Raw genomic sequence first — 23,100 nt, 5'->3', positions numbered from 1 at the left:
CGGGTGAGCAGGCATGCTACTGTGCTGCGATCCGGCCAACCCCGCTCCCCGCTGCTACAGGGGGCGGAAGCGGCCGGCAAGGGCCCCGCACGGGTTCGGAAACCGCCAGAGGTCCCCATGGAGTCCACGATACCCCGCAACAAACCACCCAAGCGGCCGACCCAGGCCCGCGCCCGCCCCACGGACGAAGCCATCTACGAAGCCTTTGTCCGCGTCCTTCGACAACGCGGCTGGAGCGCTTTGACCACCCGCGCCGTCGCCCTGGAAACCGGTGTGGCGGTGAGCACCCTTTACGACGCTTTCCCCAGCAAGGAGGCGCTGCTCTCCAGCTATGTCCGCCATCAGCTGGACCTGCTGCTGCAGCGCCTGGAACGCGAGGTGGTGCTGGCCACCGGCCTCGACTGGCAGACGCGCGTGCGGCGCCTGGTGCGCCTTTGCTGCGGGCAGGCAGAGGAACAGCCCCGGCCATTCTTCGATGCCGAGCTGATGGAGCTGGAGCGCGCCATCGCCGAGCCCTGGCACCATCAGCGGGTCTACCAGCAACTGGCAGGCAAGTGGCGCCAGGCCGTGGCCGCCTGTGCGGACCTGCCCCGCCAGCCCCGCCCGGAAAGCATCGATGCGCTCTTTGTCGCGGTCTGGGGCGGGCGTCGCTACGGTCTGACGGCGCAGTTGTCCACCCGGCAGGTGGAGGGCTGGTTGCTGGAGATGGAGGAGCTGTGTTGCGCACGCATCCTGATGGAACTGGCACGCGACGAGGAAGATCCGGCGTCCCACCCTCCCATGTAGGGGGATAGCGCTCTTCTATCCACCAGCAAGGCTGTGCAACACACCGCTGGTGGAAATGGATTTCCACCCTACGCCCTGGGCCGGGTTGGCAGGGCTCAGTGCGGGTGGATGTCGCTCTTTACATCCACCAACAGGGCCCGGCCGAATCCCGAAAGGTGGACCGGTGAAGCGTGGTCCACCCTACGGCCGGGCGGGAATTCGTGCGTAGGGGGGATAGCGTTTTTCTATCCCCCAGCGAGGCTGTGCAACACACCGCTGGTGGAAATGGATTTCCATCCTACGCCCTGTCGACAGGGTTCAGTGATACTGCTGCAGGCGCAGCTCGGTGCTTTCCGGCAGCACGGCGCGCTCTTCACCCGGATTCTCCAGCTCGCTCTCCAGGGCGTCCTGCTGGCGCGCCAGCAGGCCGAAGAGGGTGGTGATGGGGTGCAGCGGCCGCTTCTGCGCGACCTGGCCGGCGCTCTCGGCGGCGACGGCCGGTGCCGGCAGGAGTTCGGTGGTCACCCGGAAGTCGCTGATCTCGATCACGCCGCGGCCCTCGGCCAGCAGGTGGAAGGAGAAGGCCTTGCGTGCTTCGGGGTTGTCGAAGGCGAAGTCGATCTTCAGCGGCTTGCCCTTTTTCAGCAGCGGCAACTCGGGAATCGGCAGGGCCACGTCGCGCTCGAACTCCTTGGCCTTCAGCCGCAGTTGGGCGCCCTGGCGGTCCATGCGCAGCACCTTGATGGTCATTTGCACACTGGTGCGGCTGTTCTTCGGCAGCTCCATGTACTGCGCGCCGATCAGGTTGTCGGCCCAGTCATCCCTGGCCTTCTCCTTCAGGCGGATGCGCTCGCGGGTGGCGAACTGGTATTCCTGGCCGAGGGTGCCGCCCATGAGCGACTGGTCCAGCAGCGCGGCGCGCTGGGCGATCACGCGGGCTTTCTTGCCGCTGTAGCCGCCCAGGTAGCGTGCTTCGTCGGCAATGAACCCCTCGCTCTGGTAGCGCCGGCAGACCTGGCGGAAGTCGCACTCGGTGAAGGTGTCCTTGCCATCGTGGAAGCGCAGCTTGCCGTTGGTGTAGGACATCATCTCGCGGCCCGTGGCGTAGTCACGGAACAGCGAGCGGCCGGAAAGGTTCTGCGGTACCCGGTAACCGAAGTAGTCGAGGATGGAGGTGGTCAGGTCGACGTGGCCGTAGACGCCGCCCTTGATCGGCGGCAGCGCGGCCTGCTCCGGCGCCAGCACCAGGTTGAAGCCCCAGGCCGAGGCGAGGCGGACGTTCTCGATGCCGTGGGACTCGTCCGAGGTGACGATGACCAGGGTGTCCTTCAGCACGCCCTGTTTTTCCAGGCCGGCCAGGAAGGCGTCCACCGCGTCATCCAGGTAGGCGATGGCGGCCTTCTTCGAATCCGGATAACGCATCAGGTATTCGGTCGGGGCCGAGTACGGCTGGTGAGTGCCGACGGTGAGCAGGGTGAGCATCCAGGGCTTCTTCTGCTGGCGCAGTTGTTTCACATAGGTCAGGGCGCCCTCGAAAAACGCCTTGTCATCCATGCCCCAGGGGAATTCCAGGTAGGCCTTGTTGCGGAACCAGTCGCGCCCCCGGGTCTTGTCGAAGCCCATCTGCGGCATGATCTTGTCCTTGGCCATGAAGCGCAGCCCGGCGCCCTGCAGGAAATGGGTGCTGAAACCGTGCTGGTGCATCTGCGCGGGCAGGCAGGCCTTCGCGCGGGCCGGGTTGTTCAGCAGCTCCAGCCCCTTGGGAGTGCCCGAGTCCAGCTTGCTGTAGTCGCCGCAAAGCATGGCGTACAGGCCGCGGATGGTCTGGTGGCTGTGCAGCACGTAGTCCGGCGTGGTCATGGCGCGTTCGGCCCAGGCGCTGAGCTTGGGCATCAGCGAATCCTGGTAGCTGCTGTTGATCGCCGCACGGTTGGCGGCGATATAGGCGCCGGGGATGCCTTCCAGGGTGATCACCAGCACGTTGCGCGCACGGCCGGGACCGGCGAGCAGGGGCGTACCCTCGAGATCCAGGCGCGCCAGGCCGGCGATATCCGGCGGGTTCTCCGGCTGGTCGCCATCGAGCCAGTCCTCGACCGCCAGCTGGCCGCTATTCACGGCGCTGGCCATCAGCTTGTGGGGCAGGTTGAACAGCTTCCACTGGTCGGCATCGCTGGGCTGCACGTACTGCAGGGCGACGTGTCCCAGCAGCAGCGTGGCCGGTGCGGCGAGCCATTTCCAGGACAGCGGACGATGCCGGCGTCGCCAGAACAACAGGCAGGCCAGCAGGCTGGCGCCCAACGCCAGGCCCAGATACGGGTGGGCGATGCCGCCGCCCTGGGTGGAGTGGCTGACGAACTGCGGGTCGAGCAGGTATTTGAGGTCGCTCGGTTCCGGCATCCGGCCGACGGCGCCGATCAGTTCGGCATTGCCGAGAATCATCAGGCTCCAGAGCAGCATCAGCGGCAACGCCAGCAACAGCGAACGGCCGTAGAGCAGCAGCATCAGGAAGCTGCCGAAGACGAGGTCGGAGAGGTAACCGAAGGGATTGGACCAGCCCAGCCAGAAGCGGCTGGCGAGGGGAATCACCAGGAAAAGCACGCCAAGCGTTGCGAGCGATGCGAATTGCGACAGCCAGCGGCTGAGTGGGCGCACAGGAACTCCTGAGATGGGACAGTGAGAATCCGTCGGGTGATGCCGGAATACATGGGGGTCACAGTGGTGACGACACGATTCTGAAACATCGATGTGCTAGCGACCAGTAGACAGTTTTGCAGAATGAAAATTCAGGACGGTTCCGGAGATTCGCGCGCCGACGAAAGGCGGCGCTCCGCCGGGTGAATCAGGCATGCCAGCGGTTCACCCAGTGTCCCGGCCAGCGAGTAGAATGCCGCCTCGACTCAAAGAGGTAGCGAAGATGGCACTTATCGGGCGTTTCAATTCACTTCAGGTGGCCAAGCACACCGACTTCGGCCTGTACCTGGACGGCGGCCCGGACGGCGAAATCCTCCTGCCCAAGCGCTACGTGCCGAAGGACCAGCCCAGCGAAGTGGGCGACTGGCTGAACGTCTTCCTCTATCTGGATAGCGAGGACCGGCCGGTGGCCACCACCCTCAGGCCCAAGGTGCAGGTCGGCGGGTTCGCCAGCCTCAAGGTGGTGGAAATCAATCGCATCGGTCTGTTCCTCGACTGGGGCCTGCCCAAGGACCTGCTGCTGCCCCACTCCGAAGAGAAGCGCCCGCTGCAGGTGGGGGACTACTGCGTGGTACATGTCTACCTCGACAAGCGCACCCGCCGGATCACCGCGACCGCCCGCCTGGACCGCTACCTGGACAACACCCCGCCGCGCTACCGGACGGGTCAGGAAGTGGACCTGCTGGTGGCGGAGAAGACCGACCTCGGCTTCAAGGCCATCATCGAAGGCCAGCACTGGGGCCTCATCCACAAGAACGAACTGTTCAAGTTCGTACGCAGTGGCATGCGCGAAAAGGGCTACATCAAGGAGATCCGTGCCGACGGCAAGATCAGCCTGAGCCTGCAGCCGGTGGGTGTGGAGGCTGTCAGCGGCCTGGGCGAACAGATCATAGCGGCGTTGCGTGCCGAAGGCGGCGTGCTGAAGTTGTCCGACAAGAGTCCGCCGGAACTGATCAGCCAGCGCTTCGGGGCCAGCAAGGGCAACTTCAAGAAGGCGATCGGCGGCCTCTACAAGCAGGGGCTGATCCGTATCGAAGACGACCGTATCGAACTCCTCTGAGTTTCCCCGCAGGCCGCGGTTCCCGCGGCCTCGAGCACAAGGCCCCGGTCCCGCTGGCGGTTGCGGACGGGGGCTTTGCATTGCATCGGGCTTGCAAATTGCACGCCGTCAAAAGGCCGGATCGTGCGCAATGCACGGAAAAACTTGTGCAAAAATTTTGCAACCGACTGATTTATTTGGCGTTTCCGTTGTCATAGCGCAGGCATGCATGCTGCAACGGCTGCAGGAGCAATCCAATTTCTGGGAGAGAAGACATGGATCTGGATCTGGACAAGCTGATCAGCGCCTTTCCGGAATACGAGCTGAGCACCAAGCCTCGGCCGGACGGTGGCTTCGTGCTGACGCTGGAGCGCGAGGGGAAATTCTTCCAGCGCGTGGTGGCAGTCACGGCTCAGCTGGATTGGCTGGTGAGTACGCTCAAGCGCGATCTGGCGCTGGAGCATGGTGAAGTACCGCCGGTGGAGTCGCTGAAGGTACTGCACCGCAAGCCCCTGCCGCGCTATCTGCGCGCCTAGCTCCGAAGGTGGCCGCGACAGGACGTCGCGGCCGGTGTTTCAACCACTCAGGTTTCTACCCCGGAAGGAGGCAGCATGGTGTCCTCTTCCTTGCCCTTTTCCTTGCTCGACGGCGTGCGTGGCGACTCTTCGCGGGCCTCTTCCCTGTGCTTTTCTCCCAGCAGGTCCTTGGCCGATGCCTGGACTTCGTCCACCTTCTTGTTCAATTCGTTGACCGCTTCGCCGATGGCTTCCCGGGCGATCTCCTGGGCGGCCGCCTCGGCTTTTTCCGCCAGCTTGTTGGCCGACTCCTCGGCCAGGTCGCAGCCGGCGAGGCTGGCCAGCAGGCCGGCGCCGAGCAGCAGGGCGGTGAGGCGGGGGGCAGGTTTCATGCAGTGATTCTCCAGTGATGCAATACGCGGGGGCCATCATTGCCTACGGCAGGCTCCGAGGAAACAGATAGTTCGGTGATTCTGTATACGGAGGTTTCCGGTTTCCTGCGCACGAGAAAGCCCCGGGGTCCACAGCGGCGACTGAAAAGAGCCCGGGGCTTGGGGCCGGCGTCCGCCAGCCTCGAATAGACTGACCGGCGGATCGGGGCAGGGTTCCCTGCGCCTGCGCAATACGGGTTGTTTCACTAGTCTTACGGGGCAACCAGTGCGGGAGGCGGAAGCGATATGACCAAGGGGCTGCTGGTACTCTGTTCGCTGCTCCTGGCGGTCGGGCGCGCCCCGGCGCAGCCGGTGAGCTTCGACGACATCCGGCCCATCCTCCAGGCCCGCTGCGTCATGTGCCACGCCGGCGAGGCGGCGCCGCTCGGGCTGCGCCTGACCAGCCTCGATGAGCTGCTCAAGGGCAGCGCCAGCCGCCAGGTGGTCAAGAGTGGGGACCCCGCCGGCAGCGAGTTGATCCGGCGCCTGAAGGGCCTGAGCCAGCCGCGCATGCCGATGACCGGGCCGCCCTTTCTCAGCGATGCCGAAATCGCCCTGTTCGAGGGCTGGATAGCCGGCGGCCTCCAGCCCGGAAGTCGGCCGGCGGGCGCCACCGCCGAAGCGGCGCCGCTGCAGCGCCCGGCGGCGGGCCAGCCGGTGACCTACAGCCATGTGGCGCCGATCTTCGCCAGCCGTTGCGTCAAGTGCCATTCCGCCTACGGCCTGATGGGGTCGGTCCCGGAGGGCCTGCTGCTCAATTCCTATGCCGCCATCCTCGAGCGTGACGAGCGGGTGCGCGTGGTGCCCGGCGCTTCCGGCGCCAGTGAGCTGGTGCGGCGTATCCGTGGCCAATCGCAACCGCAGATGCCGTACGACGGCCCGCCCTTTCTCAGTGACGAGGAGATCCAGTTGATCGTTGACTGGATCGACCAGGGGGCGCGCGACGCCGAGGGTCGGCCCGCGCCCAGCCCGGTGGGCTCGCGGGTGCGGCTGCAGGGCGTGCTGGGAGCGGGCTGGACCCTGGATTCGGTGCAATTGGTGGTCGGTCCCGGCACGCGCATGGACAAGGCGCCAGGGATTGGCGATTACGTCGAGGTGCGCGGGCGCTGGAGCCAGGATGGGCGGGTGCTGGTGGATCGCATCCGCCGGCGCTGATCCGGGGCTGGCCGGTGTCCCGGGGGCAGCCGAGGCGGGCGGAACGCGATCAGGCCTCGGAAGGGGCGAGGGCCTTGCGTTGCTGGCGGCCGCGCAGCATCTCGGCGCCGCTGACCAGCAGGATGCCGCCTACCACCAGGACGGCGCCGATGGCGAAGGACAGGTGGATCTGCTCCCCCAGCACCAGCACGCCGAAGGTGACGCCGAACATCGGGGTCATGAAGGACAGCACCGACAGACGCGAGGCCAGGTAGCGGCGCAGCAGCCAGAACCAGCCCAGGTAGCTCACCAGGGCGATGACGATGGTCTGGAAGCCCAGGCTGACGATGGCGCGCTGGGTCAACTGCATCTCGGTCCGGCCGGTGATGAAGGCGGCCACGGCCAGCAGCAATGCGGCGCCGAACAGCTGGTAGAAGAGGGTTTTCACCGGGTTGGCGTCGGACAGCGAAGAGCCCCGGATCACCAGGGTGGTGGCACCCCAGGCCAGGGCACCGAGCAGGGCGTAGCTGTCCCCCAGCAGCATGTTGCCGGCCGGGCTTGCGCCCTTGCCGAGGAAGGCCGCCACGATGCCGCCGAAGGCCACCAGCACCCCTAGCCATTGCAGGGGCGAGAGGCGCTCCTCGGACAGCATCAGGTGCAGGCCCAGGGCGGCGAAGATCGGGGCGGTGTAGAGAAACACCGAGACGTGGGAGGCGCTGGTGTGGGTCAGTGCCTCGCCGATGAACAGGAACTCCAGGCCGAACAGCGCCCCCACCGTGATGCCCGGCAGCAGGGTGCCGTCGGCGAAGGCGCCGCGGCCCTCCTTCCACAGCACCAGGGCGCCCAGCACCAGGGCCGCGCCGCCGGAGCGGATGCCCAGTTGCAGGATGGAGGGCACGTCGTCCAGGGTCAGCTTGATCGCCACCTGCTGGAAGCCCCAGCAGATACAGAGGACGAACATCAGGCCGCAGGCGAACCAGTCCAGGGGAAGGCGGGAGGTTTTCATCGTTGAACTCGCAAGGCAGAAGGGCGCGGCAGAGGCCGCCAATGGGTGGCAGGATCGGTCTTCTGCCGCCTTGCATTCAAACGATGATTTGTCATCATGCTTTGACTTGAACTCAAAGCGAAGCCGCCATGCGTCTCCCTTCACTCATCGCCCTGCGCACCTTCGAGGTGGCAGCGCGCAGCCGCAACTTCACCGAAGCCGCCCAGGAGCTTTCCGTGACCCCGGGGGCGGTCAGCCGGCAGATCCGCCTGCTGGAGAGCGAACTGGGAGTGAGCCTGTTCGACCGCACCCGCAATACCGTGAGCCTCAACGACAACGGCCGTCGACTGGCCGCCACCGTGACCCAGGCCTTCGAATTGCTGAGCCGGGGCGCAGACGAGTTGCGTGGCCAGGACGAGGCACCCATCCACATCACCTGCGCCCCATCCATCGCCAGCCATTGGCTGATGCGTCGGCTCAACCAGTTCGCCGCGTCCAACCCGGACATCACCCTCAGCCTAGAAGCCACCGAGCAACTGGTGGACCTGGAGCGCGGCGAGGCGACCCTGGCCATACGCTTCACCACCACCGATGCGCTGGTACCCGCCAGCGAACTGCTGTTTCGCGAGGAGTTCTTCCCGGTGTGCAGTCCGGCCTACCTGGAGCAGTTCGGCCCGGTACGCGAGCCACGGGACATGCTGGGGGCGCGGCTGATCCACACCCATTGGAGAAATACCGCCAACCTGCACCTGCCGAGCTGGGAGGACTGGTTCGCCACTTACGTGGGCGAGCCGGGGCCGGTGAGGGGAGGGATGCGCTTTGGCCTGATCGGTCACGCCATCCAGGGTGCGGTGAGCGGCCAGGGGTTCGCCCTCGGTTCCACCGCCCTGGCTTTCGACGATATTGCCAATGGCCGCCTGGTGCTGCCTTTCGGCGAAGGTTGCCGCCTGTCCACGCCCTGGGCCTACCGCCTGGCCTGGAGCCGCAGATCGCCCCCGGCGGAGAAGGTGCGCCGGCTCATCGACTGGTTGCTGGCCGAGGCTCGTGCCAGCAGCGATTCCGAGTCGGAATAGGGTGGCGAGTCGAAGCGGCGGATGACGCTGGGCGTTGCATCCGCCGCCGCAAGGGGCGCTACATCATCTTGCGCAACTGGTGCAGCCGGTGGTGCAGGCCTTCGGCCCAGTCCGGCGCGGCCTGGCCGGTGCCGGCTACCTTGAGCAGCGGATGATGGCTGACGACGTGGGCGAGGATGGGTTCCTGGGCCGGCTTCACGTCGACGAAGAACACGTGCTTGCCTTCGTCCAGGGTGCGCTGGAAGCGTTTCACCACCGAGTTCGGCGTCTGAATGCCGAACAGGCTGCCCTCCCAGACGCTGAAACCGAACAGCGCGATGGCCAGGAAGATGAACGGAATCCAGCCCGCCGCCGTGCCGGTCCAGCCGCTGAACCAGGCTACCAGCATCACCAGGGCCGCCAGGCCAAGGCCGATGCCGACACCTATCAGGCCGGAGTGCACCAGGTCGCGTTTCATCACGGAGGACACGTCGTGCAGCTGGTGGCGCTCGACGTCGGCATCGCGTTCGCTGAGGACGTGGATCTGCTCGTGGTCGATGCCCTGGGCCTCGAGCTCGCTTTCGACCTTTTCCAGGTCGTTGAGGTTATCGCTGATGTAGTAATGCCGCTGCATGGGACACCTCCCATCTCGCTGTCGCCGACCCCCTGCGGCCGTCACCCCCTGATTCCGGCCGCTGCGGGCCTGGGTGGAGTTTAGTCCGGCGAATCGCGATGCAAGCGGCAGCTGCCCATTGGCAGGGCGGCGGCGCCCGGCGGCGGGTCTTGCACCCGGCCGCGCGGCAGGCGCCTGGCAGCTCTTACTTGTTGCCGATGCGGATATGGCGGCTCGGTGCCACCTGGGCGCTGACGCCCTTGGCGATTTCCTGGATCTCGCCACCCTGCTTGAGGAAGGCGGCAATCTGGGCTTCCAGGGCTTCGCTGGTGGTGGTGGCTGCCGGGGCCTTGGGGGTGCTGCTGTGGGAGGTCTTGATGCGCATGTCGTTTTCTCCATCCGGGCTGGCCCTGGGCGGGCCAATCAAAGCTGCTGAAAAAAAAAACCGGCCCGAAGGCCGGTTCTTTGTATCGGCGTGTGATCAGATCACTTGCACTTCGTCGGCCTGCATGCCTTTCTGGCCCTGCACGGCGATGAAGGAGACCTTCTGGCCTTCCTTCAGGCTCTTGAAGCCGGCGCTCTGGATGGAACGGTAGTGAACGAACAGGTCCGGGCCGTTATCGGTGGTAATGAAGCCGTAGCCCTTTTCATCGTTGAACCACTTAACGGTGCCGGTTTGACGCTCGGACATTGGGATGTCTCCTAGAAACTGGGTTATTGCTGGGCTGGAACCTTCCAGCCTGTCACTGAGTGCAGAGAGTCGGCAACCGATGAAGAGGGGGACCGCTAAGGTACAGACCGTTTTTCCCGGTGACACATGCATCACAGCGTCCGACACAATACCTGTGCTTTCGAGGAATGCCTAACCTTTTATTCGCCAATCGTCAGATCGGCGCATGGAAAGGCCACCAGTTCGCCACTTGCCAGATGGTCGCACACGCCGTGCAGAGGGACCTGGATCAGCCCCAGGCCAAGGCTGTCGGCGGCCTGGGTGAAACTTGACAGTTCGCTGGCCCGTACGAAGGTTTCAGTAGCTCCAGCTTGTTCATCCGTGTGGCGCCTCTCTCCGGATTGTCCGATCGAGCCGATCAGTTGTTCCGCGATCAGCATGTCTATCGGTCACGAACCGGACAATAAGCTCCTCACCACTCCCCACCACCTGCAACCAGGAGCACTGCAATGAACCGCAAGATCGCACTCATCACCGGCGCCAGTCGCGGCCTCGGCAAAAGCATGGCGCAGCACCTGGCGGCCCAGGGCATAGACATCATCGGCACCTACCACAGCAAGCTGGAGGACGCCGAGTCCCTCAGCCGCGAGATCATGGACCTCGGCGGTCACGCGGCGATGCTCCAGCTGGACGTGAGCAAGAGCGCCACCTTCGACGCCTTCGTCGCCAGCATGGGCCGCCTGCTGAAAAGCGAATTCGGCCGCGACGACTTCGACTTCCTGGTGAACAACGCCGGCATCGGCATCCACGCCAGCTTTGCCGAAACCACCGAAGAGCAGTTCGACCAACTGGTGAATGTCCAGCTCAAGGGGCCCTTCTTCCTGACCCAGAAGCTGCTGCCGCTGATCGCCGACGGCGGGCGCATCCTCAATATCTCCACCGGTCTCGCCCGTTTCACCCTGCCTGGCTATGCCGCCTACGCGGCGATGAAGGGCGGCATCGAAGTACTGACCCGCTACCAGGCCAAGGAACTGGGCGCGCGCGGCATCTCGGTGAACGTGCTGGCCCCCGGCGCCATCGAGACCGACTTCGGTGGTGGCGTGGTGCGTGACAACGCCCAGATCAATGCCTTCATCGCCGGCAATACCGCCCTCGGCCGGGTCGGCCTGCCGGAGGATATAGGCGCCGCGGTGGCCATGCTGCTTTCCGACGCCGGACGCTGGATCAACGGTCAGCGGGTGGAGGCCTCGGGAGGCATGTTCCTTTAACGGCACGTTGGGCCAGAGCGGCCGTGGTCCGCGGGAGAGGGTGGAGCGAACGCCCCTTCGGCGGACATGGCGCCGTGGCCCGCGAGCGCTTACGCGTTTCATGAACAGGAGGACGATTGCCATGCGCTCGATAAAGAAGATCCTGGTTGTCATCCCGGCGACCGCCGAAAGCACTGCCCTCGAGCGTGGCGTGCAGCTTGCCAGGCGGCTCGGCGCCAGCCTCGACGTGCTGCTCTGCGATCCGAAGCAGGACCCGGACAAACATCTCGACCGGCACCTGGTCAGCCTGTTGCGGGCGGGGGTACACGCCCGTGGCGAGGTCGCGCCGGTGGCTATCGACCATGCCAGCCACGCCGTGCTGGCGGCATGCCGCGACCAGGATTTCGGCCTGGTGATCAAGCAGCACCGGCCCTCGGGGCTCCTCAGCCACCTGCTGATGACGCCCGACGACTGGCAACTGCTGCGCCAGGTGCCGACGCCGCTGTTCCTGATCCGCAGCGGCCGGTCCTGGGAGGGCGGCACCATCCTGGCCGGCATGGACGTCGAGCACCAGGATGTGGAACACATCGCCTTGCAGGGCAACGTGATGGAACATGCCAGCTTCCTGTGCGAACTGTTCGACGCCGCCCTGCACGTGGTCAGCGCCTATTCGCCGACCCTGCTGCCCCAGGCCGACCCCAACCAGAGCATTGGCCAGGCCGTCGCCAGCCATTGCCATGACCAGTGCCGGTGGTTCATGGAGGAGTACGAGCTGCCCGAGCATCGCCTGCACATCGGCGAAGGGCCGGCCAGGGCGCTGATCCCCCGGATCGCCCATGAGTTCGAGGCGGTGCTCACCGTGCTGGGAACCGTCGCGCGCCAGGGGGTGATGGGGACGCTGGTCGGCAATACCGCGGAAGCCGTGCTCGATCGACTGGAGGGTGACTTGCTGGTGATCAAGCCCGGTGCCCTGTCCCTGGAAGAAGCCGTGCCCGGCGACCATCGCGCCGCCTGAAGGCAGGCCGGAAAGACAACGCCCTCCGTGTGGGAGGGCGTTTTCGTTGGCTAGCGGACTTCAGGGATTCGGTGCGTGGCTGCCGAGGATCCCACCGCCGGATTTCTTGGCGCGCTTGGCCGAGCGTTTTTCCAGAAGAGTCTTCTGGGCCTTTTTCTTCGTCGTGCGTTTTGCATCGAGACCTTTGCTCATGACCGTGACCTCTGTTGGAGGGTGAAAGGTTCAGCGCATCCCTGCCTTGAAGCGCTCTTTGGCCATCACCACCTCCTGGGCTGCACGAGCCTCTCGTTTGCGAAACCGATGAACAAAGCATAGCCGCGCTGCAAGCCGTTGCACGGGCGGGCAAATCCTCGATTGCTTAACACTTCATGCGCCAGACGGTGACAGCGCCCGGCGACGGCCGCATCATTCGGGATCACCACTGGACACCAACAGGGAGCCCCATGCCCGAGTTCCTGGGATATGCCGCGCAGTCCATCACCGGCCGCGTGCGCAAACACAATGAAGACGCGCTGCTCTGCGCCCCCGAGCTGGGGCTCTGGGCGGTGGCCGACGGCATGGGCGGCCACCAGCGCGGTGAAGTGGCCAGCGCCGTTGCGGTAGGCGCCTTGCGGGACGCCGTTGCCGCCGGCCTGCCACTTGAGGAAGCGGTGCAGGCAGCCCAATGCGCCGTTGTGGCTCAGGCGTCCGGCTCCGGCATGGGCACCACCCTGGTGGCGGTGAAGTTCACCGGTGCCGCGTTCGACCTGGCCTGGGCCGGCGACAGCCGCGCCTACCGGGTGGACGCCGACAGCATTACCCAACTCAGCCACGACCACAGCCTGGTGCAGGCCCTGGTGGACGCGGGGGAGCTGAGCCCGCAAGAGGCTCGCCGCCATCCCCGGCGCAATGTCGTGACCCAGTGCCTGGGCCAGACGCACCAGGCCCTCGAAGTTGGCTACCTGGAAGGCACCCTGGCCCCCGGCGAGCTGCTGCTGCTGTGCAGCGACGGGCTCACCGGCGAACTGGAAGACGACCTGATCCAGGTCCATTGCGCCAGCACGGACACCCTGGAGGCGCTGGTGACGAAGTTGCTGGAACTGGCCTGCGATGCCGGCGGTCGGGACAACATCTCCTGTATCGTGCTTGGCCGGGCATTGCCGGAAACCATCGCGGTGGCAAAGAGGTCCAACTCATTCCTGAGTCGGTTGCTCAAATCCCGAAGATCCTGAATCCCATGAACGACAATCTGCTAGATATACCCGGCTATCTTGTGCACGGCCGCCTGGGCAAGGGTGGGATGGCCGAGGTCTACCTCGCCACCCAGGAGTCCCTCAATCGCAAGGTGGCGGTGAAGGTGCTGGACAGGCTGGATGACGAAGCCTTCACCAGCCGCTTCATCAGGGAAGCGCGCATGGTCGCCTCTCTGCACCACCCCTCCATCGTCACCATTCACGACATCGACCGCCTGCCCGATGGCCGCCACTACCTGGCCATGGAATTCCTCTCCGGCGGCGACCTCGGCCGCTACAAGGGGCAGACCCTGGAGCCGCAGGAAGCGTTGCCCATCGTCCGGCAGATCGCCGGCGCCCTTGCCGTGGTCCACGACAAGGGCCTGGTGCACCGCGACATCAAGCCGGCCAACATCCTCTTCCGCGACGACGGCACCGCGGTGCTCACCGATTTCGGCATCGCCAAGGACCTGGCGCTGGACAGCGAACTGACCCAGTTCAACGTCGCCGTCGGCAGCCCGGCCTACAGCAGCCCGGAGCAGGCCCAGTGCCAGCCGCTGGACGCGCGCAGCGACATCTACGGCCTGGGCGTGATCCTGCTGGAGCTGCTGACCGGCGAAAACCCCTATCGCGGCGCCAGCTACGCCGAAACCGTGCTCAACCACGTGCAGATGGACCCGCCAAAGCTGCGGCGGGGCCTGGCCGACTACCAGCACCTGATCGACCGCATGCTGGCCAAGGACCCGGACGAGCGCTTCGCCGATTGCCACGTGCTGGTGGAGAGCCTGACCGAGCTGATCGAGCTCGACCTGGATTTCACCCGCATCGCGCCGGCCGTGCCCATGCCCCGAACGGCGCAGCCGTCGGCGAAGCAGCAGGCCAGACAGCCGGCGCAGCAGCCGGCGCAGCAGCCGGCGGCTCGCCGCCGCTACCGTCGTCTGCTCTGGGGGCTGGCCGGCGTGCTGCTGACCCTGGTGTCGGCTGGCGGTGGTTATTACGCGGTGCTGCAGCTGAAGATCGCGACCCTGCTGGAACGCGCTGAACAGCGCCTGGTCGAAGGCCGGCTGGTGGAGCCGGCAGGGGACAACGCCGATTTCTACTTCAACGAGGTGCTGCGCCTGGACGCGGGCAACGCCAAGGCCGGCGACGGCCTGCAGCGCGTGCTCGCCGCACGCATCGCCAATACGCTGGCCCTGGCTGACCAGCGCCTGGGCGAGGACCGCCTGCTGGCGCCGGAACAGGACAACGCGGTGTTCTACTATCAGCAGGTCCTGGGCTGGGCGCCGGGCAACGAGCAGGCCCTGGCGGGACTGGAGCAGGTGGCGCAGCGCTTCATCGACCACAGCGAGGAGGCCTACCGCAGCCGTGAGTACGGCCTCGCACTGGAGTACATCGAAGCCGGCCTGCACGTGGCGCCGGAGAACGAGGCGCTGCTCAAGCTCCAGGCTGAACATGAACAGCGCGTGCAAAAGGCGAAGACCGCGCGGGTGGCGACGAGCCGGCCGGCGAAGGTGCAGAGCCGTCAGCAGGAACAGGACAACCCGATCAAGAAGTTCTGGAACCGCCTCTTCAATTAACTGCCAACTGCAGCAACGTCGTGCCTGGAGGCACATGGCTACCATAGCCTGGTGCCCTGCCTCCTAGGACCCGACATGCTCAGGATTCACTTCGCGGATAATCGCCAGGCGCCCATCTGGCTGGTGGACGAACGGTTCACCATCGGCCAGGACAGCCGCAACAGCCTGGTCCTGCCGGAGCCGGAGATCAGCCTGTTCCATGCGGAAATCCGCCAGGACCATGGCCAGTACTACCTGAGCGACTGCGGCACGCCCGGCGGCACCTTCGTCAACGGCGAACGTATCGGTACGCGCTTCCAGTTGCGTTCCGACGACCGCGTGCGCATCGGCGGCATCGAACTGCTGCTGGTGGACCCGGCCAGGTCCCGACCCAAGGCTGCGGCCGCGGCGCGCTGGTTCCTGCAGGTGCTCAAGGGCGAGCAGGAGGGGCAGAAGTTCCACATCACCAGCTCCATGACCTTCGGCCGCTCGGTGAAATGCGAGCTGTGCTTCAGCGACCTGGAACTGTCGCGCCGGCATTGCGAGTTCTTTCTCAAGGACGATGTGCTGGAGGTCAAGGACCTGGCCTCCGCCAACGGCGTCTTCGTCAACCAGCAGAGGGTGAGCACCGCCGTGCTGCAGCCCGGCGACCAGGTGCGCATGGGCTCGGTGACCCTCCTGGTGATCGGCCCCAAGGTCGCGACGCCCCAGGCGGTGGACGAGGACGCGACGCTGTTCATGCCCGTGGTCCAGGTACCCAAAGCCGCGATCCCTCGCCCCGGCGGCCGCCAGCAGGTGGCCAATCCGCTGCGGGCCGCGGTGCAGCAGGGCGCCGAGCCGGCCGAGGCGGCGCGGCAGTCGCCGAACAGACTGCTGATCGGGTTGCTGGTGCTGGGTGTTGCCGTCGCGGCGGCGTTCGCGGGGACGGCGATGCTTTAGGACACTGGTGGAAATCCACTTCGTGGATTTCCACCCTACGCCTGACGTGGCGGCCGCGCGGTGCAGCAGCCTTGTAGGGTGGATCACGCTTCACCGATCCACCATCGGTGGCGGGCGTGGCCGCGCCGGTGGATAGCGCTCTTCTATCCACCAGCGGCAGCGACCGACTACCGCTGAATCCCGAACACCTGCGCCAGGTGCTCCTCGTAGCGCTTCACATCCGCCTCGATGTTCGGCCGCTTCATCACGTCCACGCAGAGGTAGGTGGGCAGGGCGCTCATGCCGAGGAACTGGTTGGCCTTGTGGAAGGGGAAGTACACCGCGTCCACGCCCTTGGCCTCGAAGAAGTCGGTGGGGTCGTCGAAGGCCTGCTGCGGCGCGTTCCAGGTCAGCGACAGCATGTACTGCTTGCCGTGGATCAGGCCGCCGCCGCCGTACTTCTGCGAGGCATCGGAGCGGGTGCGGCCGTCGTTGGCGTAGAGGCTGCCGTGTCCGGCGGTGAACACCTCGTCCAGGTAGCGCTTCACCGTCCAGGGCGCGCCCATCCACCAGCCGGGCATCTGGTAGATCATCACATCGGCCCAGAGGATCTTCTGCACCTCTTCGGCGGCGTCGTAGCCGGCGTCGATGAAGGTTTCCCTGACGTCGAAGCCGGCACGGTCGAGGAAGGCCAGTGCAGTGTCGTGCAAGGTGGCGTTATAGCGGCCATCGGAGTGGGCGAACTTCTTGCCGCCGTTGAGCAACAGGATCTTTTTCATGGCAGGTGCCTCCGCAAGTTGATGTGGCGGCAGACTACCGGCCAGGTTCTCGCGGAAAAACCGGTGGGGGCGCAATTGATCATTGCTGGAAAGTCATGAGTGGAGGTATTTGCCTTGCGATAAGGTTGATAAAGGTTTCCACGCGAGGCAAAGCACCATGACCCAGGCCTACGGCTTCATCCTTCACGCCCACACCAGGCCCGAGAAAGCCGACGAATTCGAGGCGCTGTTCCGCGCCTATGTCGAACCCAGCCGGGCGGAGGAGGGCTGCATCGAGTACCACATGCTGCGCGATGCCCGGGACCCGACCCTGTTCATCTTCTATGAGGTCTGGCAGAGCCGCGCCCACCTGGATGCGCACAGCGCGCTGCCGCACATGCGGCGTTTCCACGAGCAGCGCATGGACTACCTGCGCCGGGACTTCGAGGTCCGCGAGATCGAGATGCTCAGCTCCCCGTCCGCCCCTGTCTAAAGACCGCTGCGAATCAGCCGCAGGTACTCCGGGCGCGCGCCGATATCGTTGTGCCCGGCGCCGGGTATCACCTCCCGTCGCGCCACGCCGGAACGGAACCGGGCGAAGAGCTTCTCGCTGCTCCAGCGCGGGATCACCTCGTCATGCTCCGCCACTATCACCAGGGTGGGCACGCTGATGCTCGGGGCGTAGCGCCAGGACTCGTACTTGTCCTCGAGCATCCAGCGCACCGGGAAGATGGGGAACTGCCGCTGGGCCAGTTCGAGGATGCTGTTGTAGGGCGTGACCAGCACCAGCCGCGCCGCCGGGCGCTGGCTCGCCAGGCGGATGGCCACGCCGCTGCCCAGGCTGCGCCCGACCAGGGCCACTTCGGCGTGCAGGGCGTGGACCTTGTCGAACAGCGCCAGGGCGTCGTGCTGGATGTCCGCCTCCGTGGGCTTGCCGGTGCTGCCGCCGAAGCCTCGGTAGTGCAGCAGGTAGAGGGCATGATCGGGAAAGGCTGCGGCGAAGTCGGGCAGGCTGCGGGACACATCCTCGGCATTGCCGCCGAAATAGATCAGCGCCTTGGCGCTGGCCAGCGGACGCACGGTGACGGCGATCCGCTGGTCCGTCACCGGCAGCATCAGCAGCTGGTCGGGTCCGTCGACGGCGCGGGGTTGCGGGAAGTAGATCAGTGAGCGCTGGAAGGCGAAGAGCAGCACGCCCAGCCCCAGGTAGAGCGCGATGCCCAGCAGGATGACGCCGATCAGGCTACGGGCCATGGCGTCGGAGGTGGCGGCTGCCGTGGCTGGTCTCGAGCATGATTGCCGGCTTCCCTGTGGTTGGGTCCCTTAACCATAGATCGTGCCTTCGCCGAGGGTTTTTCTAAGCTGAAAGGGCATACCCCAGCGAGGTGGCCCCATGGAACGCAAGCACGGTCTCGAAACCTACAAACGCTTCAAGAAACAGCACCCGGCCTACTTCCAGGCAGTGGAGACGCTCGGCGCCGTGGTGCGCCAGGCCGGCCCGCTGGATGAGCTCAGCCTGCAGCTGATCCAGCTCGCCGCCGCGGCGGCCATCCATTCCGAGGGAGCCGTCCACAGCCACACCCGCCGCGCCCTGGAGGCCGGCGCCAGCCCCGAGCACATCCAGCACGCCCTGCTGGCGCTGACCAGCACCATCGGCTTCCCCACCGTGGTCGCCGCCCTGAGCTGGGCCGGGGATGTGCTGGAGGGCGGTGAGTAGAGTGGGAACTACCTCCGAAATGGTGGATAGAAAAGCGCTATCCCCCTACAGCGGGCGGGAGTCGGAGCGGATGTAGGGTGGAAATCCACGAGGTGGATTTCCACCACTTGCGCTTGGAGGATGGTGGATAGAAAAGCGCTATCTCCCTACAGCGGGTGGGAGTCCGAGCGGATGTAGGGTGGAAATCCACGAAGTGGATTTCCACCAGCGTCACTCGCCCCAGCGCCCTCGCTCGTCCGGGGCGCCCGAACCTGCCCAATCCTCGGGGTAGATGCCTTCTCGTACCGCAAGATGAAAGCTCGAATACGGCCAGTCCCGCACTTGCCGTACATGGCCATGTTTCACCGGGTTGAAGTGAATGTAGTCGAAGTGCCGCTGGTAATCGGTCTGGTCCCGGATCAGGTGCTCCCAGTAGCGACGCTGCCAGATGCCGCGCTCGCCCCGCTTCCGTTGAGTGGTCGTGCGCCGTTCATCGGGCGGGATACGCCTGGAAAAGCCGAGTTTTATGGACTTCCAGCGCAAGGCGAAATCCCCATCATCGGGTGGCAGGGTCCAGAGGCAGTGCATGTGTTCGGGAAGCACCACCCAGGCATCGATGCGAAAGGGGTGGTTGAGCATGGTCTTCCTTACGACCCTGCGCAGCAGTTCGATTTCACGGATCAGCAGGTCATCTCGGCGATTGTGCAGGTTGACGGTGAAGAACCAGGTGCCTCCCGGTGCATGCGCCCGGCGGTAGTTGGACATCACGCGCTCCTTGAGTCCTGAAAAGCGGTGGATGGAAAAGCGCTATCCCCCTACAGGAGGCGGGCATCGGAGCAGGATGAAACAGCCGTGGCGCGTGTCCGACGTAGGGTGGAAAATCCACGAAGTGGATTTCCACCAGCGCTCGGTCAACCCTTCACACTCGGAATGGGCGAGCCGGTCGCTTCCGGTTCCTGCTGCTGCAGCAGCCACATCTGCGCGTAGCTGCCGCCGGCCTCCAGCAGTTGCCGGTGGGTGCCTTGTTCGATCACGCGGCCGGCGTCGAGGACGAGGATCTGGTCGGCGTCCATCACCGTGGACAGGCGGTGGGCGATGACCAGGGTGGTGCGGCCCACCTGGATGCGGTCCAGCGCGGTCTGGATGGCCTTTTCCGACTTGGAATCCAGGGCCGAGGTGGCTTCGTCGAAGATCAGGATGGCCGGGTTCTTCAGCAGGGCGCGGGCGATGGCCACGCGCTGCTTTTCGCCGCCGGAGAGCTTGAGCCCGCGTTCGCCCACCTGGGTCTCGTAGCCGTCGGGCAGGCGCAGGATGAAGTCATGGATGTGTGCGGCACGGGCGGCGGCTTCCACCTCTTCGCGGCTGGCCGCCGGAAGGCCGTAGCTGATGTTGTAGTAGATGCTGTCGTTGAACAGCACGGTGTCCTGGGGAACTATGCCGATGGCGCCGCGCACCGAGGCCTGGGTCAGGTCCCGCAGGTCGTGGCCGTCGATGCGGATGTGGCCGGAGTCGATGTCGTAGAAGCGGTAGAGCAGGCGGGCGAGGGTGGACTTGCCCGAGCCGGAATGGCCGACCACCGCCACGGTGCCGCCGGGCGGAATCTCGAAGTCCACGCCGTGGAGGATTTCCCGGCGCGGGTCGTAGCCGAAGTGCACCTGCTCGAAGCGCACCCGCGGACGGCTGGTCTGCAGCGGGATGGCACCCGGCGCGTCCTGCACATCCTGGCGTTCGTCCAGCAGGCCGAACAGCCGCTCCATGTTGGTCAGCGCCTGCTTCACCTCGCGGTACATCATCCCCAGCATGAACAGCGGTGCCGACAGCTGCAGCAGGTAGGTATTGACCAGCACCAGGTCCCCGATGGTGAGCTCGCCGGCCACCACCCCGGTGGCGGCGCGCCACATCATGGCGGTGACGCCGATGGCGACTACGGCCGTCTGGCCCAGGTTGAGCAGGGCCAGGGACTTGGTGGCCTTGACCCGGGCGTTCTCCAGGAAGCGCAGGTTCTCGTCGTAGCGCGCCGACTCGTGGGCCTCGTTGTTGAAATACTTGACCGTCTCGTAGTTGAGCAACGAGTCCACCGCGCGCTCGTTGGCACGGGTGTCGGCCTCCACCGAGGCGCGGTAGAAGCGGGTGCGCCACTCGGTCACGGCGAAGGTCCAGACGCCATAGGCCAGCAAGGTGCCGAGGGTGATGAAGGCGAAGCCCCAGTCATAGGCCCAGACCAGCACCAGGGTGACCAGCACGACCTCCAGCAGGGTCGGCACTATGGTGTAGAGGGTCCAGTCCAGCAGGTCGGAGATGGCGCTGCCGCCGCGCTCTACGTCGCGGGCCACGCCACCGGTGCGGCGGCTGAGGTGGAACTTCAGGCTGAGGCCGTGCAGGTGCTGGAAGACCTTCAGGGTGATTTGCCGGGAGGCTCGCGCCATCACCCGGGCGAACACCACCTGGCGCAATTCGGTGAAGAGGGTGACGCCGATGCGCGAGGCGCCGTAGGCCAGCAGCAGGGCCACAGGCAATATCGCAAGGCTGGGCTGGACATTGAGCTGGTCGACTATCTGCTTGAGGGCGATCGGTATGTAGAGGTTGGCCAGCTTGGCCGCCAGGATCAGCCCCAGCGCCAGGGCGATGCGCCCCACGTAAGGCCGCAGGTAGGGCAGCAAGGTGGCGATCACGGCGGCGTCGCCACGGGAACCGGCCTTGCGTGCGACGGGCGCGCTGCCGTCGTTCTTGTCGCCGGCCGCATCCTGCGTCGCCGGCTTGTTATCCAGGGCTGCCATCGCCCACCTGCCTTGTCCGGGAAATATCCGGTGACATTACCCCAGTCGCGGGGCGGGCTGGAATCTCGTGATGGGATGCCCGTTCAGTCGAAGTCGGCGGCCAGCGCCTGCCGCTGTTCGTCGCTGAGGGAGGCGGCCACGGCGAGCGCGGGCAGGGTGGAGGCCAGGGTGACTGCTGCCCCCGAGCGCCAGGCCTCGATATGTCCGGCGCTCAGCGGAAAGCGCAGGAAGTGCACGGCGGAGGTCTTTTCCTCATTGCTGCGTGGCAGGTCTTCATCGGCGATGGCGGTTACCGCCGGCTGGCCGTCGATGCGCAGTTCGAAGCCATGCTCGATCCCGCGCAGGCGCACCAGTTCGCGCCGGCGCTGCGCCTCGTCGGAAAACTCCAGCAGCAGCGTGGCGCGCAGGTCGTCGCCGCCGGGAATCAGCGGGTTGTAGGCGTCCAGCTCATCCTGAATGGCGTCGGCTTCGAAGATGCGCTCGATGCGCAGCATTTCCTGGACCTGGTACTGGATGCTCAGGCGGTCCTCGAAGATCAGCGTCAGATGCTCGCCCAGGCGCACGCTACGGGCCTTCTTGTGGGCGATGACGCGGGCGCGGAATGCCGCACGCTGCTGGGCGTAGCCTTCGAGGCTGAGCAGGTCGTCGCGGGCGAGTGGTTTCATGGGCTCGGTCTCGTTGGTCAGATGCCGTAGGCCTTGCGCAGCAGGCTCAGGGGGTGCTCCGCCGGCGGGTGATTGCCCAGGCCATGGGCGATATGGCCGCCGGCCATGGGGCAGTCGCTGGTGAAGTGCTCGGGCTGGGCATTGGCCACCAGTTTTTCCACGGGGCGCGCCAGCTTGCGCGAGAGGGCGTAGCTCTTGTGTTTCACGCCGTAGGTGCCGTCGTGCCCGGAGCAGCGTTCCAGGGTGAGGATTTCCGTGCCCGGTACCAGTTGCAGGACCTCACGGGTCTTCGGGCCGATCTTCTGCACCCGCTGGTGGCAGGCCACCTGCCAGGCGACCTTGCCCAGCGACACCTTGAAGTCGGTATTCAGCAGGCCGGCGCGGTGGCGTTCGAAGAGGTATTCGAAAGGATCGAAGAACCGGTCGCGCACCAGCGCCACGTCCTCGTCGTCGGGAAACATCAACGGCAGTTCCTGCTTGAACATCAGCACGCAGGAGGGTACGGCGGCCGTCAGGTCCCAGCCGTCGCGCACCATGTCCGCCAGTACCGGGATATTGAACACCTTCAGGCGGCGCACGCTGTCCAGGTCGCCGAGTTCGAGCCTGGGCATGCCACAGCAGCTCTCGCGCTCCACCAGGCGCGTGGGGATGGCATTGTGCGCCAGCACGCAGGCCAGGTCTTCCACCACGCCCGGATCGGAATGGTCGCAATAGCAGGTGGTGAAGATAGCCACCCTGCCGCGTGTGCGGCCGGCGGCCTGTGGCGTGCCGGCGCCGTCCAGGGCTTTCAGGCGCTTGCGGGCGCTGGGGCTTTGGTAGGTGGGCAGCCGGGCCTGGGCGTCCACGTCCAGCGCCTTTTCCAGGAGCTTGCGCGCAGTCGGGTTACGGTTGGCGGCATTGACCGTCTGCGCGACCACCGGGATGGACGCCAGCCGCCCGACTTCACGGGTGCTGGCGAGGATTCGCGCCGACAGCGGCGCGCCCTGCTCGCGGAACGCCACCGCCTTGGCGCGCAGCATCAGGTGCGGGAAGTCCACGTTCCACGGATGGGGTGGCGTGTAGGGGCATTTGATCTGGTAGCACAGGTCGCAGAGATAGCACTGCTCGCTGACCTTGGGGAAATCGGCCTTGGCCACGCCGTCCACCTCCATGGTTTCGGAGGCATCCACCAGGTCGAACAGGGTGGGGAAGGCGTGGCACAGGCTGACGCAGCGGCGGCAGCCGTGGCAGATGTGGAACACCCGCTCCTCTTCGGCCTCCAGGGCCGCGTGGTCCCAGAACTCGGGAGCTTCCCAGCCAAGGGGATGGCGCGTGGGGGCCTCGAGGTTACCCTCGCGGGTGTTGTCCACTGGCGTGGCCATT

26 protein-coding genes are annotated in these 23,100 nt (G+C 65.8%); 12 read left to right on the top strand and 14 right to left on the bottom strand.

Annotated features, from left to right (window positions below; genetic code table 11):
* Positions 1-117: 117 nt before the first annotated feature.
* Positions 118-786, top strand: coding sequence for a TetR/AcrR family transcriptional regulator (locus ACFPU0_RS06845; RefSeq protein ID WP_377692079.1), 669 nt, complete (start codon positions 118-120; stop codon positions 784-786).
* Between the two features lie 297 nt (positions 787-1,083).
* Here the strand turns inward: ACFPU0_RS06845 and ACFPU0_RS06840 are convergent, their stop codons facing one another.
* A complete protein-coding gene (locus tag ACFPU0_RS06840; RefSeq protein WP_377692078.1) occupies positions 1,084-3,417 on the bottom strand; it encodes an LTA synthase family protein in 2,334 nt (777 codons plus the stop codon).
* Between the two features lie 262 nt (positions 3,418-3,679).
* Between ACFPU0_RS06840 and ACFPU0_RS06835 the strand changes: the two genes are divergently transcribed.
* Complete coding sequence (locus ACFPU0_RS06835) at positions 3,680-4,516, top strand: S1 RNA-binding domain-containing protein (RefSeq protein WP_377692077.1); 837 nt, start codon at positions 3,680-3,682, stop codon at positions 4,514-4,516.
* Between the two features lie 254 nt (positions 4,517-4,770).
* Complete coding sequence (locus tag ACFPU0_RS06830; RefSeq protein ID WP_377692076.1) at positions 4,771-5,031, top strand: DUF3509 domain-containing protein; 261 nt, start codon at positions 4,771-4,773, stop codon at positions 5,029-5,031.
* A 47-nt stretch (positions 5,032-5,078) separates the two neighbouring features.
* Here the strand turns inward: ACFPU0_RS06830 and ACFPU0_RS06825 are convergent, their stop codons facing one another.
* Positions 5,079-5,402: a hypothetical protein gene (locus ACFPU0_RS06825; protein ID WP_377692074.1), complete on the bottom strand. Its 324-nt coding sequence runs from the start codon at positions 5,400-5,402 to the stop codon at positions 5,079-5,081.
* A gap of 285 nt (positions 5,403-5,687) precedes the next feature.
* Between ACFPU0_RS06825 and ACFPU0_RS06820 the strand changes: the two genes are divergently transcribed.
* Positions 5,688-6,596 carry a c-type cytochrome domain-containing protein gene (locus ACFPU0_RS06820; protein WP_377692073.1) on the top strand — a complete coding sequence of 303 codons (909 nt, stop codon included), beginning with the start codon at positions 5,688-5,690 and terminating at the stop codon, positions 6,594-6,596.
* A gap of 49 nt (positions 6,597-6,645) precedes the next feature.
* Here the strand turns inward: ACFPU0_RS06820 and ACFPU0_RS06815 are convergent, their stop codons facing one another.
* Positions 6,646-7,581: a DMT family transporter gene (locus ACFPU0_RS06815; RefSeq protein ID WP_377692072.1), complete on the bottom strand. Its 936-nt coding sequence runs from the start codon at positions 7,579-7,581 to the stop codon at positions 6,646-6,648.
* Between the two features lie 128 nt (positions 7,582-7,709).
* Between ACFPU0_RS06815 and ACFPU0_RS06810 the strand changes: the two genes are divergently transcribed.
* Complete coding sequence (locus ACFPU0_RS06810; RefSeq protein ID WP_377692071.1) at positions 7,710-8,633, top strand: LysR substrate-binding domain-containing protein; 924 nt, start codon at positions 7,710-7,712, stop codon at positions 8,631-8,633.
* 58 nt (positions 8,634-8,691) lie between these two features.
* On the opposite strand, the gene ACFPU0_RS06805 is transcribed toward ACFPU0_RS06810, so the two are convergent.
* The 4 genes from ACFPU0_RS06805 to ACFPU0_RS06790 all read right to left on the bottom strand — a co-directional run bounded on the left by ACFPU0_RS06805 (position 8,692) and on the right by ACFPU0_RS06790 (position 10,335).
* Entirely contained in the window at positions 8,692-9,246 is a 555-nt protein-coding gene (locus ACFPU0_RS06805) for a magnesium transporter (protein WP_377692070.1), read from the bottom strand.
* Between the two features lie 184 nt (positions 9,247-9,430).
* Complete coding sequence (locus ACFPU0_RS06800; protein WP_377692069.1) at positions 9,431-9,610, bottom strand: hypothetical protein; 180 nt, start codon at positions 9,608-9,610, stop codon at positions 9,431-9,433.
* A 96-nt stretch (positions 9,611-9,706) separates the two neighbouring features.
* Entirely contained in the window at positions 9,707-9,916 is a 210-nt protein-coding gene (locus ACFPU0_RS06795; protein ID WP_044871522.1) for a cold-shock protein, read from the bottom strand.
* A 179-nt stretch (positions 9,917-10,095) separates the two neighbouring features.
* Positions 10,096-10,335: a hypothetical protein gene (locus ACFPU0_RS06790; RefSeq protein ID WP_377692068.1), complete on the bottom strand. Its 240-nt coding sequence runs from the start codon at positions 10,333-10,335 to the stop codon at positions 10,096-10,098.
* 69 nt (positions 10,336-10,404) lie between these two features.
* On the opposite strand from ACFPU0_RS06790, the gene ACFPU0_RS06785 reads away from it, so the two are divergent.
* Positions 10,405-11,163, top strand: coding sequence for an SDR family NAD(P)-dependent oxidoreductase (locus ACFPU0_RS06785; protein ID WP_377692067.1), 759 nt, complete (start codon positions 10,405-10,407; stop codon positions 11,161-11,163).
* 121 nt (positions 11,164-11,284) lie between these two features.
* Complete coding sequence (locus tag ACFPU0_RS06780) at positions 11,285-12,157, top strand: universal stress protein (protein WP_377692066.1); 873 nt, start codon at positions 11,285-11,287, stop codon at positions 12,155-12,157.
* A gap of 60 nt (positions 12,158-12,217) precedes the next feature.
* On the opposite strand, the gene ACFPU0_RS06775 is transcribed toward ACFPU0_RS06780, so the two are convergent.
* Positions 12,218-12,349 (bottom strand): hypothetical protein, encoded by a 132-nt coding sequence (locus tag ACFPU0_RS06775; RefSeq protein ID WP_377692065.1) that lies wholly within the window; start codon positions 12,347-12,349, stop codon positions 12,218-12,220.
* Between the two features lie 251 nt (positions 12,350-12,600).
* Here ACFPU0_RS06775 and ACFPU0_RS06770 point away from each other — a divergent pair, with 251 nt between their 5' ends.
* From ACFPU0_RS06770 to ACFPU0_RS06760, 3 genes are all read left to right on the top strand, one after another.
* Positions 12,601-13,368 carry a PP2C family protein-serine/threonine phosphatase gene (locus tag ACFPU0_RS06770; protein ID WP_377692063.1) on the top strand — a complete coding sequence of 256 codons (768 nt, stop codon included), beginning with the start codon at positions 12,601-12,603 and terminating at the stop codon, positions 13,366-13,368.
* Between the two features lie 5 nt (positions 13,369-13,373).
* Positions 13,374-14,945, top strand: a complete 1,572-nt coding sequence (locus ACFPU0_RS06765) for a serine/threonine-protein kinase (protein ID WP_377692062.1) — start codon at positions 13,374-13,376, stop codon at positions 14,943-14,945.
* A gap of 75 nt (positions 14,946-15,020) precedes the next feature.
* Entirely contained in the window at positions 15,021-15,863 is an 843-nt protein-coding gene (locus ACFPU0_RS06760; RefSeq protein ID WP_377692060.1) for an FHA domain-containing protein, read from the top strand.
* Between the two features lie 167 nt (positions 15,864-16,030).
* Here ACFPU0_RS06760 and ACFPU0_RS06755 read toward each other — a convergent pair whose 3' ends face one another.
* A complete protein-coding gene (locus ACFPU0_RS06755; RefSeq protein ID WP_377692059.1) occupies positions 16,031-16,621 on the bottom strand; it encodes an NAD(P)H-dependent oxidoreductase in 591 nt (196 codons plus the stop codon).
* A 157-nt stretch (positions 16,622-16,778) separates the two neighbouring features.
* On the opposite strand from ACFPU0_RS06755, the gene ACFPU0_RS06750 reads away from it, so the two are divergent.
* Positions 16,779-17,093, top strand: a complete 315-nt coding sequence (locus ACFPU0_RS06750; protein WP_377692057.1) for a putative quinol monooxygenase — start codon at positions 16,779-16,781, stop codon at positions 17,091-17,093.
* On the opposite strand, the gene ACFPU0_RS06745 is transcribed toward ACFPU0_RS06750, so the two are convergent.
* Entirely contained in the window at positions 17,090-17,854 is a 765-nt protein-coding gene (locus tag ACFPU0_RS06745; RefSeq protein WP_377692056.1) for an alpha/beta hydrolase, read from the bottom strand. The genes ACFPU0_RS06750 and ACFPU0_RS06745 overlap by 4 nt on opposite strands.
* A 139-nt stretch (positions 17,855-17,993) precedes the next feature.
* On the opposite strand from ACFPU0_RS06745, the gene ACFPU0_RS06740 reads away from it, so the two are divergent.
* Positions 17,994-18,317, top strand: coding sequence for a carboxymuconolactone decarboxylase family protein (locus ACFPU0_RS06740; RefSeq protein WP_377692055.1), 324 nt, complete (start codon positions 17,994-17,996; stop codon positions 18,315-18,317).
* Between the two features lie 210 nt (positions 18,318-18,527).
* Here ACFPU0_RS06740 and ACFPU0_RS06735 read toward each other — a convergent pair whose 3' ends face one another.
* The 4 genes from ACFPU0_RS06735 to ACFPU0_RS06720 form a co-directional block, all read right to left on the bottom strand.
* Entirely contained in the window at positions 18,528-19,061 is a 534-nt protein-coding gene (locus ACFPU0_RS06735) for an REP-associated tyrosine transposase (RefSeq protein WP_377692054.1), read from the bottom strand.
* A gap of 146 nt (positions 19,062-19,207) precedes the next feature.
* Positions 19,208-21,073, bottom strand: a complete 1,866-nt coding sequence (locus ACFPU0_RS06730; RefSeq protein ID WP_377692053.1) for an ABCB family ABC transporter ATP-binding protein/permease — start codon at positions 21,071-21,073, stop codon at positions 19,208-19,210.
* Positions 21,074-21,156: 83 nt separating this feature from the next.
* Positions 21,157-21,738 (bottom strand): DUF3501 family protein, encoded by a 582-nt coding sequence (locus tag ACFPU0_RS06725; RefSeq protein ID WP_377692052.1) that lies wholly within the window; start codon positions 21,736-21,738, stop codon positions 21,157-21,159.
* 17 nt (positions 21,739-21,755) lie between these two features.
* A complete protein-coding gene (locus tag ACFPU0_RS06720) occupies positions 21,756-23,099 on the bottom strand; it encodes a heterodisulfide reductase-related iron-sulfur binding cluster (RefSeq protein ID WP_377692051.1) in 1,344 nt (447 codons plus the stop codon).
* Between the last annotated feature and the right edge of the window lies 1 nt (position 23,100).

It is taken from the genome of Pseudomonas sp. GCM10022186, assembly GCF_042656385.1.
Lineage (GTDB): Bacteria > Pseudomonadota > Gammaproteobacteria > Pseudomonadales > Pseudomonadaceae > Metapseudomonas.
Note: the sequence above shows the minus strand (reverse complement) of the source record. Positions and strands in the feature narration are given on the sequence as shown.